At 68.1% G+C, this 13,608-nt stretch carries 12 protein-coding genes; 4 read left to right on the plus strand and 8 right to left on the minus strand.

The features are described from left to right. Positions 1 to 32 precede the first annotated feature (32 nt). The 6 genes from kdpC to pyrE all read right to left on the minus strand — a co-directional run bounded on the left by kdpC (position 33) and on the right by pyrE (position 6,405). The gene (gene kdpC / locus ACZ0AE_RS01575) at positions 33 to 704 is read right to left on the minus strand and encodes a potassium-transporting ATPase subunit KdpC (protein ID WP_463600224.1); all 672 of its coding nucleotides are present in this window, start codon (positions 702 to 704) and stop codon (positions 33 to 35) included. Beyond that, on the minus strand, positions 701 to 2,752 hold the full coding sequence (gene kdpB / locus ACZ0AE_RS01580) for a potassium-transporting ATPase subunit KdpB (RefSeq protein WP_463600225.1): 2,052 nt from the start codon (positions 2,750 to 2,752) through the stop codon (positions 701 to 703). Before kdpB ends, kdpC begins: the two co-directional genes overlap by 4 nt. Before the next feature lie 11 nt (positions 2,753 to 2,763). Then, a complete protein-coding gene (gene kdpA / locus ACZ0AE_RS01585; RefSeq protein WP_463600226.1) occupies positions 2,764 to 4,482 on the minus strand; it encodes a potassium-transporting ATPase subunit KdpA in 1,719 nt (572 codons plus the stop codon). Positions 4,483 to 4,494: 12 nt separating this feature from the next. Beyond that, on the minus strand, positions 4,495 to 4,587 hold the full coding sequence (locus ACZ0AE_RS01590; RefSeq protein ID WP_038690964.1) for a potassium-transporting ATPase subunit F: 93 nt from the start codon (positions 4,585 to 4,587) through the stop codon (positions 4,495 to 4,497). Between the two features lie 474 nt (positions 4,588 to 5,061). Beyond that, the gene (locus tag ACZ0AE_RS01595; protein WP_448132860.1) at positions 5,062 to 5,724 is read right to left on the minus strand and encodes a hypothetical protein; all 663 of its coding nucleotides are present in this window, start codon (positions 5,722 to 5,724) and stop codon (positions 5,062 to 5,064) included. Between the two features lie 21 nt (positions 5,725 to 5,745). Further along, a complete protein-coding gene (gene pyrE / locus ACZ0AE_RS01600; RefSeq protein WP_128096031.1) occupies positions 5,746 to 6,405 on the minus strand; it encodes an orotate phosphoribosyltransferase in 660 nt (219 codons plus the stop codon). Positions 6,406 to 6,599: 194 nt separating this feature from the next. Between pyrE and ACZ0AE_RS01605 the strand changes: the two genes are divergently transcribed. From ACZ0AE_RS01605 to ACZ0AE_RS01615, 3 genes are all read left to right on the plus strand, one after another. Further along, complete coding sequence (locus tag ACZ0AE_RS01605; RefSeq protein WP_038690958.1) at positions 6,600 to 7,400, plus strand: exodeoxyribonuclease III; 801 nt, start codon at positions 6,600 to 6,602, stop codon at positions 7,398 to 7,400. Beyond that, positions 7,397 to 8,692, plus strand: a complete 1,296-nt coding sequence (locus ACZ0AE_RS01610; protein WP_463600227.1) for an AmpG family muropeptide MFS transporter — start codon at positions 7,397 to 7,399, stop codon at positions 8,690 to 8,692. The genes ACZ0AE_RS01605 and ACZ0AE_RS01610 overlap by 4 nt, the downstream gene beginning before the upstream one ends. Before the next feature lie 105 nt (positions 8,693 to 8,797). Further along, a complete protein-coding gene (locus ACZ0AE_RS01615) occupies positions 8,798 to 9,025 on the plus strand; it encodes a hypothetical protein (RefSeq protein WP_038690954.1) in 228 nt (75 codons plus the stop codon). A 225-nt stretch (positions 9,026 to 9,250) separates the two neighbouring features. On the opposite strand, the gene ACZ0AE_RS01620 is transcribed toward ACZ0AE_RS01615, so the two are convergent. Continuing rightward, positions 9,251 to 10,378 carry an anhydro-N-acetylmuramic acid kinase gene (locus ACZ0AE_RS01620; protein WP_463600228.1) on the minus strand — a complete coding sequence of 376 codons (1,128 nt, stop codon included), beginning with the start codon at positions 10,376 to 10,378 and terminating at the stop codon, positions 9,251 to 9,253. A gap of 89 nt (positions 10,379 to 10,467) precedes the next feature. Beyond that, positions 10,468 to 11,943, minus strand: a complete 1,476-nt coding sequence (locus ACZ0AE_RS01625) for a M23 family metallopeptidase (RefSeq protein ID WP_447591515.1) — start codon at positions 11,941 to 11,943, stop codon at positions 10,468 to 10,470. A gap of 168 nt (positions 11,944 to 12,111) precedes the next feature. On the opposite strand from ACZ0AE_RS01625, the gene tyrS reads away from it, so the two are divergent. Continuing rightward, positions 12,112 to 13,323 (plus strand): tyrosine--tRNA ligase, encoded by a 1,212-nt coding sequence (gene tyrS / locus ACZ0AE_RS01630; protein ID WP_314402673.1) that lies wholly within the window; start codon positions 12,112 to 12,114, stop codon positions 13,321 to 13,323. The last annotated feature ends 285 nt before the right edge of the window (positions 13,324 to 13,608 follow it).

The following is a 13,608-nucleotide window of genomic DNA, read 5'->3' on the forward strand; positions in this document are numbered from 1 at the left end:
GCGATTGTGCGCCCGGGACGGTACGCAGCGCATCAAGGCATCCCGTAGAGCCCGGCCTTGCCCGGCTGCCCGTCCTGCGCATCCAGCGCCAGGTTCAACGTCATCACGTTCACCCGTGGCTGCCCGAACACGCCCCACTGCGGACCCAGCGTATGCGCCTTCACCAGCGCCGCCACCTGCTCAACCGGCAGCCCACGGCTGCGCGCCACCCGCGCCATCTGCACCTGCGCGGCGGCTGGCGACAGCTCCGGGTCCATGCCGGCGCCCGACTGCGTCACCAGGTCGCCGGGCACCTGCGCCGGCGTTATCCCTTCGCGCGCGGCCACTGTGGCGATGCTGGCCTGCACGCGTTCCTGCAGGGCCGGGTTGCTGCGCGCCAGGTTGCTGCCGGCCGCGGCCATCGGGTCGTAGTTGGCCGCCGACGGGCGCGCCTGGAAGTAGCCGTCGCCGGTGAACGGCTGGGCGATCAGCTGCGAGCCGCGCACCTGGCCGTCGCGGATGAGCAGGCTGCCATCGGCCTGCGCCGGGAACAGCAGCCGGCTGGCACCGGTGGCGGCCAACGCGTACGCCAAGCCGAGCAGCAGCAGGCTGACCAGGCCCAGCATCAGCGCCGGGCGCCACGCGCCGTGCTGCTGCAGGGTGGCCGCATCCACGGCGCGGGCGCGCGCGGTGCGGGGCAGGGAGGTTGCAAGTGAGCGGTTCATGCGCCGAATACCGAGACAAGGAAGAGGTCGATCAACTTGATGGCCGCGAACGGCAGCAGCACGCCGCCCAGGCCGTACACCAGCATGTTCCGGCGCAGCAGCGCGGTGGCCGTGGCCGGGCGGAAGCGCACCCCGCGCAGAGCCAGCGGAATCAACGCCGGAATCACCAGCGCGTTGAAGATCAGCGCTGCCAGCACCGCGTTGCGCGGGCTGGACAGGTGCATCACGTTCAATGCCGCCATCGCCGGCAGGGTGGAGGCGAACAGCGCCGGCAGAATCGCGAAGTACTTGGACACATCGTTGGCCAGCGAGAAGGTGGTCAGCGCACCGCGCGTGATCAGCTGCTGCTTGCCCACTTCCACCACCGCCAGCAGCTTGGCCGGGTCCGAATCCAGGTCGACCATGTTGCCGGCTTCCTTGGCGGCCTGCGTGCCGGAGTTCATCGCCAGGCCGATATCGGCCTGGGCCAGCGCGGGGGCGTCGTTGGTGCCGTCGCCCACCATCGCCACCAGCCGTCCACCGGCCTGTTCGGCACGGATGCGGGCCAGTTTGTCTTCCGGGCGCGCCTCGGCGATGTAGTCGTCCACGCCGGCTTCGGCGGCAATGGCCGCGGCGGTGAGCGGGTTGTCGCCGGTGATCATCACCGTGCGGATGCCCATGGCCCGCAGCTGCGCGAACTTCTCGCGCATGCCGTGCTTGACCACGTCCGACAGCTCGATCACGCCCAGCACATGCCGCCCTTCGCAGACCACCAGCGGGGTGGCGCCGTTGCGCGCCACCTGCTCCACGCGGCCCGGCAGTTCGGCCGGCACCGTGCCACCCAGCTCGCGCACATGGGCGGTGATCGCATCGGAGGCCCCCTTGCGGATGCGCCGGCCGCCGTCCAGGTCCACGCCGGACATGCGGGTCTGCGCGGTGAATGCCAGGTAGTCCGCACGGTCCGGTTCGGCAGTGGTGCAGCCCTGCTCGCGCGCCAGGCGCACGACGGACTTGCCCTCCGGGGTGGGGTCGGCCAGCGACGACAGCAGCGCCGCTTCGCGCAGCTGCGTGGCGTCGATCCCGGCCAGCGCATGGAAGTGGGTGGCCTGGCGGTCGCCGTAGGTGATGGTGCCGGTCTTGTCCAGCAGCAGCACGTCCACGTCGCCGGCCACTTCCACCGCCTTGCCCGACTTTGCCAGCACGTTGGCGGCCAGCGCCCGGTTCATGCCGGCAATGCCGATGGCCGGCAGCAGCCCGCCGATGGTGGTGGGAATCAGGCACACCAGCAGCGCGATCAGCAGCAGCGGATCAACCTGCACGCCGACGAACGCACCAATCGCCGGCAGCGTGGCCACCACGATCAGGAAGGTAAGCGTCATCGCCGCCAGCAGCAGGGTCAGCGCGACCTCGTTGGGCGTCTTCTGGCGGTTGGCGCCTTCCACCAGCGCGATCATGCGGTCCAGGAAGCTGTGGCCCGGCTCGGCGGTGATGCGCACGATGATCTGGTCCGACAGCACCTTGGTGCCGCCGATCACGCCGCTGCGGTCGGTCCCGGCCTCGCGCAGCACCGGCGCCGATTCACCGGTCACCGCCGCTTCGTTGATGGTGGCCAGGCCCTGCACGATCTCGCCGTCGGCCGGAATCAGTTCGCCGGCACTGACAATCACATGGTCGCCCGGGCGCAGCTCGGCGGCCGGTACCTGGGTTTCGCTGGCCCCGGCATGCGCGGCAGCCAGCCGGCGCGCGCTGAGGTCCTGGCGGGCCCGCCGCAACGAGGCCGCCTGGCCCCGGCCGCGCGCTTCGGCCACGGCCTCGGCGAAGTTGCCGAACAGCACGGTCAGCAGCAGGATCGCGGTGACCGCCAGCCCGAAGCCCAGCGGTGCGTTGCCACTCAGGGTGACCACCAGACTGACCACGGTGCCGGCCATCACCACGGCCATCACCGGGCTGTGCAGCAGGTGCCGGGGCGACAGCTTGATCACCGCATCGCGCAGGGCGCGGCGCCAGCCGGCCGCGTCGAGCAGGCGCTGGCGGCGGTGGGAAGAAACGTTCAAGGGATAGGTACTCATGGGGTCACATCTCAATGCAGGGTCAGCGACAGGTGGTCGGCCACCGGGCCCAACACCAGCGCCGGCATGAACTGCAATACGGTCAGGACGACGATCAGCGCGATCAGGGTCAGCGCGAAGGTCGGGGTTTCAATCTGCAGCGTGCCGGCCGATTCCGGGGCGCGCCGCTTGGCGGCCAGCTGTGCGGCCACGATCAGCGGGATCACCAGCACCGGGTAGCGGCCCAGCAACAACACCAGCGTGCAGCTCAGGTTCCACCACGGGGTGGCATCGCCCAGGCCTTCGAAGCCCGAGCCGTTGTTGGCGAACGCCGACACATACTCATAGAACACCTGGCTGACGCCGTGGAAGCCCGGGTTGGAGGTGCCGGTGATCGACGGAATGGCCAGCGTGATCGCGGTGAAGCCCAGGATGGTGATCGGCTGCAGCAGCACCAGCAGGGCCAGCAGGCGCACCTGCGGAGTTTCCAGCTTGCGGCCGAGCAGTTCCGGGGTACGCCCGGTCATCAGCCCGGCCAGGAACACGCCCAGCAGCAGGTACACGATGAACTGCTGCAGGCCGCAGCCAATGCCGCCCCAGATCGCGTTGACCAGCATGTTCACCATCGGCACCGCACCGGCCAGCGGGCTCAGCGAGTCATGCATGCCGTTGACCGAGCCGTTGGACACCTGGGTGGTGATGGCCGCCCACATGCCGGTGCCGTCCGCGCCGAAGCGCACTTCCTTGCCTTCCATCAGCAGCGGGCTGGCCGCGGTGGCCGAGTGGCCTTCCAGCCACACCGTGGCCGCCACCGACACGCTGGACATCGCCAGCATGCAACCGAACACCAGCCCGGCCAGGCGCTTGCGCCCGGTGAACGCGCCCAGCATGAAGATCACCGCGATGGGAATCAGCAGAATGCCGATCAGCTCCAGCGCGTTCGACAGCGGGGTGGGGTTTTCCAGCGGCATTGAGCTGTTGGGGCCATACCAGCCACCGCCATTGGTGCCCAGCTGCTTGGCCGCCACCATCGCCGCCGCTGGACCCAGCGGCAGTTTCTGCGTGTCCATGCCGGCGGCGGCATCGATCGGCGTGGCCTGCGGACCGGCCGCCAGCGTGGACGGCACGCCCTGGCTGGTCAGCAGCACCGCCCACAGCAGGCACAGCGGCAGCATGAAGCGCACGCACGAACGCACTACGTCGGCGTAGTAGTTGCCCACGTCCACGCGGCGGTCGGCGCTGAGCTGCGCGGCCTGCTGTGCGTCCACGTCTTCCGGACGCGCACCGAACAGGGCACGCAGGGTGGCCACCACCAGCGCCAGACCCATCATCGGCGTCACCACCTGCAGGCCGGTGATCGCGGTCATCTGCGAGAAGTACGACAGCTGCGCCTGGCCCGAATAGTGCTGCTGGTTGGTGTTGGTCAGGAACGACACCATGGTGTGCAGCGCGGTGTCCCAGCGCATGTTGGGAATCTGGTCGGGGTTGAACGGCAGCCAGGCCTGGGTCATGAAGACGGCCTGCACCAGCACCGCGATCACCACGTTGCTCAACAGGAAGGCGCCCACATAGCCGCGCCACGACATGCCGCGCGCCGGGTTCACGCCCAGCAGCCAGTACAGCGGTTTTTCAACCAGCCCGAACAGCGCATCGCCGCGCATCGGCGCACCGCGCATCACCCGGGCCAGGTACAGCCCAAGCGGAAAGGCCAGCACGATGCTGGCCAGCAGGATCAACAGGATCTCGGTCATGGTGGGCTCCGGTCAGAACGCTTCGGGCCGAAGCACGACATACAGCAGGTAGGCGGCGGCAACCAGCACCAGCACGCCGCACAGCAGGGAAAGCCAGGCAGACATGGCAATGGCCTCAGGCGCAGGAAAGAAGGGCGGCGGTGCAGGGCGCACCGGCGGCAGGGGAAACAGGCAGAAACAGGCTCATGGGACGTCCAGGTGGAACCACTCCACGTCAGGCGCCCATCGTGTTCCCCACCGGCGTAAACGCTCCACGCCGCAACCGGCCCCGCCGCGTAAAAAGTGCATAAAACCTGCGCAGGCATGCCCATCGCGCAACCCGCACACCGCCCCGTAGAGCCGGGCTCTGCCCGGCTCCCCGTAACGCATCCCCGTAGAGCCGGGCTCTGCCCGGCTGCCGTAACGCATCCCCGTAGAGCCGGGCTCTGCCCAGCTGCCCGTAACGCGTCACCTGCCCCGGATCTACGGCAGCGGGGCAGAGCCCCGCTCTACGCCGGTGGGGCGCCCACGCCCGGTACCCGCCCGCCCCCACAAAAAAAGGCGGCCCAAGGCCGCCTTCCATTCCCGGCATCCGCGCGCTTAGCCGCGCGGATTGGTCCCCACGCCCTTCAGCAGCCGGTACCGCTGCAGCGTCTCCTCGATCTCCACATCCAGCGCACGGCGCTGCTGCTCGAACGAGTTCTGCATGCGCAGCTGCGCCACCAGTTCGGTGTGCCGCTGGCGAATGCTTGCCGCCTGCTTCTCCACCACCGGCTGCCCGGCCAGTTCGCGATCGCCGGCGGTGCCCAGCAGGCTCACCAGTGCGTCGCGCAGGCTGGCCACGTTGTAGCGCGCGGTCTGCACGTTGTTGTCGATGATGCCCGTGCGCTCCACGAATACCCGGCGCAGGTCATTCTCGTTTTCATACGTGGACAGCATCGCCTGCTCGGTGCGTTGGCGGGTCTCCTGCGCGGCCAGGTCGAGCTGGTGCTGCGCGGCGGCAACCGCCGCATCCGCCCGCTCTTCCTCGGTCAGGGTGCGCTCCACCTCGCCGCGACGCAGGCCACTGGTGGCGCTGAACTCCTCGCGTGCGTTGTTGATCGCATCCTGTGGCAGCGTATCGCTGCAGATGCGCTCGGACCCCTTGTTCCAGCAATACAGCTTCTTCGCCTTCGCCTCGCCCTTGCCGCTCTGCGCGTGCACGGGCACCGTGGCGACGGCCAGCAACAGGCCGATGGCGGTGATCGAAACAATCCTGGACATGGTGGTCAGAGCCCCCTGCTCTCAACGCGTAGGACGGGTGCCGTAGCGGGACCGATAGTCCTCCAGCGGCTGCCGGTACCCCACAAGTTCCGGATTTCCGGAGGCAAAATCAAGCAGGTCGGCCAGCGTGGCTACCGCCACCACCGGAATGCCGGCTTCCTCGGCCACGGACTGGGCCGCCGAACGGCGGTCGGTCTCCGAGGCGATCTCCTGGCGGTCCAGCGCCACCACGATCCCGGCCGGGGTGCCACCGGCGTCCTTGATGATGCCCAGGGCCTCGCGGATGGCGGTGCCGGCGGTGATCACGTCGTCCACGATCAGCACGCGCTTGCCATTCATGTCCGCGCCAATCAGGTTGCCGCCTTCACCGTGGGCCTTGGCTTCCTTGCGGTTGAAAGACAGCGGCAGGTCGCGGCCGCGCTGGGCGAACTCGCAGGCGGTCGCAGTGGCCAGCGGGATGCCCTTGTAGGCCGGGCCGAACACCACGTCGAACTTCAGCCCGGTGGCTTCCACCGCATCGGCGTAGCAGGCGGCCAGCTGGACCATGCGCGCGCCCGAATCGAAGCGGCCGGCATTGAAGAAATAGGGGCTCAGGCGGCCCGACTTGAGGGTGAACTGGCCGAAACGCAGGGCATCGGCGGTCAGGGCCAGTTGCAGGAAACGGTGGCGATGGTCGCTCATCAGGACTCTATTCAATTCATTTGGACCGCAAATCCTAATGCATGGGCGCGTTTTTCGCCCTCCAGGGCCCCGCGGCGGGCGGTCGCAGCCCTGCAGGAGGCCCCGGCCGGCACACAGCGCCGCCGCATTCCGGCACGCCGCGGCAAGGTCTTCCCGGTATGCTTTCCCGGTTACCGCTTCAGACCTGGACCCGCATGCGCATCATCAGCTTCAACGCCAACGGCATCCGTTCGGCCGCCACCAAGGGCTTCCTCGACTGGTTCCGTGCCCAGGACGCCGACGTGCTCTGCATCCAGGAGACCAAGGCCCAGGAAGACCAGCTGACCGACCCGATGTTCCGCCCGGACGGCCACCACTGCTTCTACCGCGACGCCATCACCAAGAAGGGCTACAGCGGCGTGGCCATCTACAGCAAGCGTGAGCCCGACCAGGTCATCACCTCGCTGGGCTGGGCCCCGTTCGACGACGAAGGCCGCTACATCGAGGCCCGCTACGGCAACCTCAGCGTGGTCTCCTTCTATATCCCGTCGGGCAGCTCGGGCGACCTGCGGCAGGGCTTCAAGTACGAAGTGATGGAGTGGCTGCGCCCGATCCTGGCGGAGTGGCTGGCCAGTGGCCGCGACTACGTCCTGTGCGGCGACTGGAACATCGTGCGCTCGGCGCTGGACATCAAGAACTGGAAGTCCAACCAGAAGAACTCCGGCTGCCTGCCGCCCGAGCGCGACTGGCTCAACGGCCAGTGCGTGGACACCGACCAGGCGCTGGACATCGCCGCCGGCCAGGGCTGGACCGACGCCTACCGCCTGCTGCACCCGCAGGGCGAGGACTACACCTGGTGGAGCAACCGCGGCGCGGCCCGGGCCAACAACGTCGGCTGGCGCATCGACTACCAGTTCGTCAGCCCCGGCCTGCGCGACCGCCTGCGCGCGTGCTCGATCTACCGCGATGAGCGCTTCTCCGACCATGCCCCGTTTACGGTGGACTACGCCCCATGAGTGAAGCGGCGGCGCCGGTGTCCTACAAGGGCTGGGCCGGCATCAAGCGGGCCTTTGGCACCCCCTCGGCACTGACCATGGCCTTCCTGGGTTTTGGCAGCGGCCTGCCGTTCCTGCTGATTGCCTCGCAGACCCTGTCCACCCGTCTGCGCGACGTTGGGCTGGACCTGAAGAGCATCGGCCTGATCAGCCTGGCCAGCTTCTTCTACCTGATGAAGTTCGTCTGGGCACCGTTGATCGACCGCTACGCCTTCCCGTTGGTCAGCATGCTCGGTCGCCGCCGCTCGTGGCTGCTGGCCTCGCAGATCGGCGTCACCGGCGGGCTGTTCGCACTGGCCTTCGTGCGGCCCGAGCTGGGCGTCACCCCGCTGGTGCTGTGGGTCCTGGTGGCCTCCTTCGCCGGCGCCACCCAGGACTCGGTGGTGGATGCCTACCGCATCGAAATCGCCCCGGAGAGCGCACAGGCCGCGTTGGCCGCCACGTATACGTTGGGCTACCGCATCGGCCTGATCCTTGCCGGTGCCGGTGCGCTGTATCTGGCCCAGTTCGAAGGCTGGATCGTGGCCTACCTGGCCATGGCCTCGCTGATGCTGCTGCCCATCATCACCACGCTGGTCTGCCGTGAACCGGTCCAGCCGGAAGTGCGCATCCAGCGCCGCATCGATTTCTTCGGGGCGTTCTGGCAGCCCATCACCAGCTTCTTCAGCACCAATGGTGTGGTGCTGGCGCTGGCGCTGCTGGCCTTCGTGGGGCTGTACAAGTTCCCTGACCAGGTGATCGGGGTGATGTCTGGCCCGTTCTACCTCGACTCGGGCTTTACCAAGGCCGACATCGCCACGGTCTCCAAGCTGTTCGGTGTGTGGATGGGCATTGGCGGTGCGTTCCTTGGCGGCATCGCGGTGGCCGCATTCGGTTTCCGCCGCATGCTGCTGGTCGCCGCCCTCGGTGTGGCGTTGTCCAACCTGGCGTTCCTGTTGATGGCGCACAACCCCGGCCAGCTCTGGGCGTTCTATGCGGCGCTGAGCGCGGACAACCTGTTCCAGGGCTTCGCTGGCACCGTGCTGGTGGCCTTCATGTCCTCGCTGACCGACCGCAACTTCACCGCCACCCAGTACGCACTGCTGGTGTCGCTGGCCAACCTGCCGGGCAAGTTCGTTGGCGGCGCTTCCGGCTACATCGTTGAAGCCACCTCTTACAGCGCCTTCTTCATCTTCAGCGCCACCACCGTCATCCCGACCCTGCTGCTGCTGGTCTGGCTGTGGCCGCGCATCCGCGACCGCGGTACCGACTGAACCCGCTCAGGCTGGCGCTGCCCGGCCGGTTGCCCGACGCCCCCCGCTGCGCCATGATCGACCCCGTTGTGCCGTGGGGGCGGTGCTTGCCAACGGGGGAGAACAATGGTCGATCTGCTGCTGCGGGATCTGGACCCGCTGTTGAACGAACGCATCCGGCGCGTGGCCGTCGCACGCGGCTGGACCCGCGAATACACCTGTGTGGTGCTGCTGGAGCAGGGCCTGTTCACCAGTGAACTGGAGGTCCGCAGCGGCTTCCAGAGCCCGGAAGTAGACGCCCTGGCCGACGCCATCGCCGCGCTGCAGGCCTTGCCCGACGCCCAGGGCGTGTAGAGCCGGGCTCTGCCCGGCTGCGCCACGGTCCGCAATTGCCGGGCAGAGCCCGGCACTACGATCCGTCCCCACGATTGCCGGGCAGAGCCCGGCGCTACGCCCTGTCCCGCCTTTCGCTTGGGGGCGGCCGTCGGCATCCACCGGTAGGGTCGCGCCCCAGCCGACTGCCGACCCGGGATCAACGCTCGATACCGGCATGACCCTCAAACCAAACGGGCGCTCCGGTCACGCCAGATGGATCGCCCCCAGAATCCGCGGCCCACGCGCGCCACTCACGCTCGGCAGGTTCCCCGGCAACCCGTCCAGCGTGCGCTGCGCCAACCACGCAAACCCCATCGCCTCCAGGTAATCCGGGTCCAGCCCGTGCACCGCACTGGACTCGATCACCACCCCCGGCAGCCGCGCCGCCAGCCGCCGCAGCAGCTGCGGGTTGCGCACCCCGCCGCCGCACACCAACACCCGCCGGGCGCCCGGCAGGTGCGCCAGCAGCGCATCGGCCACGGTCGCGGCGGTCAGCTCCAGCAGCGTGGCCTGCACATCGGCGGCCGCATGCTGGCCCTCGGCCATCGCCGCCTCCGCCCACGCCAGGTGGAACTGCTCGCGCCCGGTGCTCTTCGGCGGCGGCAGCGCGAACCACGGCTCGTCCAGCCACTGCGCCAGCAACGCCTCATCCACCTGCCCACTGGCCGCAAATGCGCCATCGGCATCGAACGGCACCCCGCGATGGCGCTGGCACCACGCATCCATCAGCGCATTGGCCGGGCCGGTATCAAAGCCACGCGGCACACCATCGCGCGGAATCAGGGTCAGGTTGGCAATGCCGCCCAGGTTGAGAATCGCCCGGTCTTCGTCAGCGGTACCCAGCATGGCCAAGTGGAAGGCCGGCATCAGCGGCGCGCCATGGCCCCCGGCGGCCACGTCGCGGCGGCGGAAATCGGCCACGGTGGTGATGCCGGTGGCTTCGGCAATCCGGTTGGCATCGCCCAGCTGCATCGTGAAGGCCGGGTCGGCCAGCGGCCGGTGGCGCACGGTCTGCCCGTGCGAGCCGATCGCCCGCACCTGCGCCCGGTCCACGCCGCTGAGGTCCAGCAGGGCATTGGCCGCGGCGGCAAAGGTAATCCCGATCTGCGCATCGATCCGCCCCAGCGTATCCAGCGACTCGACAGCGCCGCCTTCGCCCAGTGCAATCAGCTCGGCCCGCAGCGCCGGGTCCCACGCGTGGGTGTGGCCGAAAACGAACCGGCAGCCGCCCGCCTCGGGAAACTGCACCAGCGCGGCGTCGATGCCATCGGCGCTGGTGCCGGACATCAGGCCCAGGTAGAGCGGGGTATGCGGGTCAACGACAGCGGTCATGGCAGCACAGTCAAAACGGGGTGCGCCCAGCTTCCGCGCAACCCGTTGCCGCCGTCAATGCGCGCGTGTCCGCGCGCTGTACCGGGCGATCAGCCGCGGGTGCGCTTGGCCGGCTTGGCCACGCTGGCGGTCTGCGTCTGGGCCTGGGCGTCGGCCGGGGCGGCCTGCGGCGCCGGGCTGGCATCGGCGTAGATCAGCTTTTCCATGCCCTGGATGCGGGCCAGCGCCGGTGCGGTCTGCGCGCGGAAGGCCACCAGCTCGGCACCCTTCAGCGGCTCCGGCGGCGGCATCGTCACCGACAGCGGGTTGCGGTGCTCGCCGTTGACGCGGAATTCGTAGTGCAGGTGCGGGCCGGTCGCCATGCCGGTCGAGCCCACATAGCCGATCACCGTGCCCTGGGCCACGCGCTGCCCGGTCTTGATCGCCCCGAAGCGCGACATGTGCCCGTACAGGGTGGTGTGGCCGCGGCCGTGGTCCAGGATCACCACGTTGCCGTAACCGCGCTGGGTGCCGGCGAACTGCACACGGGCATCGCCGGCGGCCATGATCGGGGTACCGGTGCGGGCGGCGTAGTCCACGCCCTTGTGCATGCGCATCTTGCCCAGCACCGGGTGCTTGCGCGCGCCGAAGCTGGAGCTCAACCGCGCGAACGGGATCGGCATGCGGATGAAGCTCTTCTTCAGCGGCCGGCCGCTCACGTCGAAGTACTCCGACTTGCCGTTGCGATCGAAGCGGAAGCCGCTGTAGGTCTTGCCGCCCGAGGTGAAGGTGGCCGCCAGGATCTTGCTGGTGTCCACCTTCTCGCCTTCGCGCCAGGTCTCATCCAGCACCACGCTGAAGCGGTCGCCCGGCTGCAGGTCCTTGGAGAAGTCGATGTCGTACTTGAAGATCTCGTCGGTCATCGTGGCAATCGCCGACGGCGACAGCCCGGCCTTGCGCGCGGCCGCATACAGCGAACTGGTGATTTCCCCGCTGGCCACGATGCGGCGGGTGGACGACTCGCGCTTGATCACCTTCTCGGCAATCTTGCCGTCGGCCAGCGACAGCTCGACCCGGTTGTCGGCATCGCGGTCGAAGCGGATGGTGCGCAGGTCGCCGGACAGCGGCAGGTCGAAGGCGATCTCCGCGCCGGGGCGCAGCTTGGTCAGCGCCTCACGCGCGCCCGGGTGCTCGAGCACCTGGTGCATCACCGTGGCCGAAATGCCGGCCTCGTCGAAGAGGTTGCTCAGGGTCTGGCCGCGCTGCACCCGCAGCACCTGCCAGCTGTCGCCCGGCACCTGCTTCTGGCGTTCCAGCGACAGCGGCGGCAACGGCAGGGCCAGGGTGGAGTGGCCCACCGAGTAGGGCGATTCAATGGTGTGCGAGAAGCCCGGCACGATCGTGGCCACCAGGGCGCCGATGGTGGCGAACAGGCTGGCGTGCATCCAGTGCCGGCGCGTCCAGCGCTGGTTGAAGGCGGCAGGAAGGTGCTGTTTGAGCTTCCGATGCAGGGCGGTGTCGTGGAGGACGTGGAGACGTTCCTTGAAGCGCGTCTTGCGCGCGCGGCCTTGATCGGAATTGAGCATCGTCGGTCTGTTCCTGGCTGGCCCGGGAGCGCGGGCCCAAACGTCGGTAACATAGACAGGTATAAATACCGCGTCAAACCCTTGTGCCTATTGGCTTTTGTGAAGCGCTTGCGGTTAACTACTACTTAACGTCATTCATATAAATAAGGCATTGCCGGGAGCTGTCACGTGTCATCGATTGAAGAAGCCATCGCCCTGATCGGTCGCGGTGCCGACGAAGTCCTCAAGCCCGAGGAGCTTCGCCAGCGCCTGGAAAGCGGCCGCCCGCTGCGGATCAAGGCCGGTTTCGACCCCACCGCGCCGGACCTGCACCTGGGCCACACCGTGCTGCTGAACAAGCTGCGCCAGTTCCAGGACCTCGGCCACCAGGTCATCTTCCTGATCGGCGACTTCACCGGCATGATCGGCGACCCGTCGGGCAAGAACGTCACCCGCAAGCCGCTCAGCAAGGACGACGTGCTGGCCAACGCACGGACCTATGAAGACCAGGTCTTCAAGGTGCTCGACCGCGACAGGACCGAAGTGCGCTTCAATTCGGAGTGGTTCGGCAAGATGGGCGCGGCCGACATGATCCGCCTGGCCGGCCAGCACACCGTGGCGCGCATGCTTGAGCGCGACGACTTCGCCAAGCGCTATGCCGCCCAGCAGTCCATCGCCCTGCACGAGTTCCTGTACCCGCTGGTGCAGGGCTACGACTCGGTGGCGCTGGAGGCCGACGTCGAGCTTGGCGGTACCGACCAGAAGTTCAACCTGCTGATGGGCCGTGGCCTGCAGGAGCACTACGGCCAGAAGCCGCAGATCGTGCTGACCATGCCGCTGCTGGAAGGCCTGGACGGCGTGGCCAAGATGTCCAAGTCGCTCAACAACTATATTGGGATCAGCGAACCGGCCATCGACATCGTCACCAAGACCATGAAGATCGGCGACGACCTGATGTGGCGCTGGATCGAGCTGCTCTCCTTTGATATCAGCCAGGCCGAAGCCCTCAGCCTGCGCCAGCAGGTGGAGGCCGGTGGCCTGAACCCGCGTGAGGTCAAGCTGCGCCTGGCCCGCGAACTGACCACCCGGTTCCATGATGCCGCTGCGGCCGAACAGGCCATCGCCGGTTGGAACATGGCGGTGACCGGGCAGGGCGATGTGACCCTGTTGCCGCTGCAGGAAGTGGTGATCCCGGCCGAAGGCCTGCGGATCGGCGCGCTGCTCACCGCTGCCGGGCTCACCCCGAGCAACTCCGAAGCCTCCCGCAAGCTCAAAGAGCGCGCGGTGAAGGTGGATGGCGAGGTCGTGGAGGACGCCCAGCAGGTGTTCGTGCCCGGTTTCGAAGGGCTGGTGCAGGTGGGCAAGCGCAACTTTGCCCGCGTCCTGCTGGTGTCGGCCTAAGCGCCACAAGGGGTTCGGGCGGTTCCGGACCCCTATAGGATGAATGGGAGGGCGGCGGCGTGAAAAAAGTCGTCTTACCCCCTTCACAAACGACCCGGATAGGGACATACTTTCCCTCCCCCGACGCAGGGGTCGCCGCAAGGCGGCAACCGCGGAAGGAACCGGACGCCAACCACTTCGAAAGAAGGTGTTGACGGAAACGAAAAGCCTGACATAATAGGCGGCTCGCAACGACGAAAGCCTCTCGAGGCAAACGACGAAGCGGCATCGGCAACAACGTTTCGC

The sequence above is a fragment of the Stenotrophomonas sp. AC248 genome, from assembly GCF_979258185.1.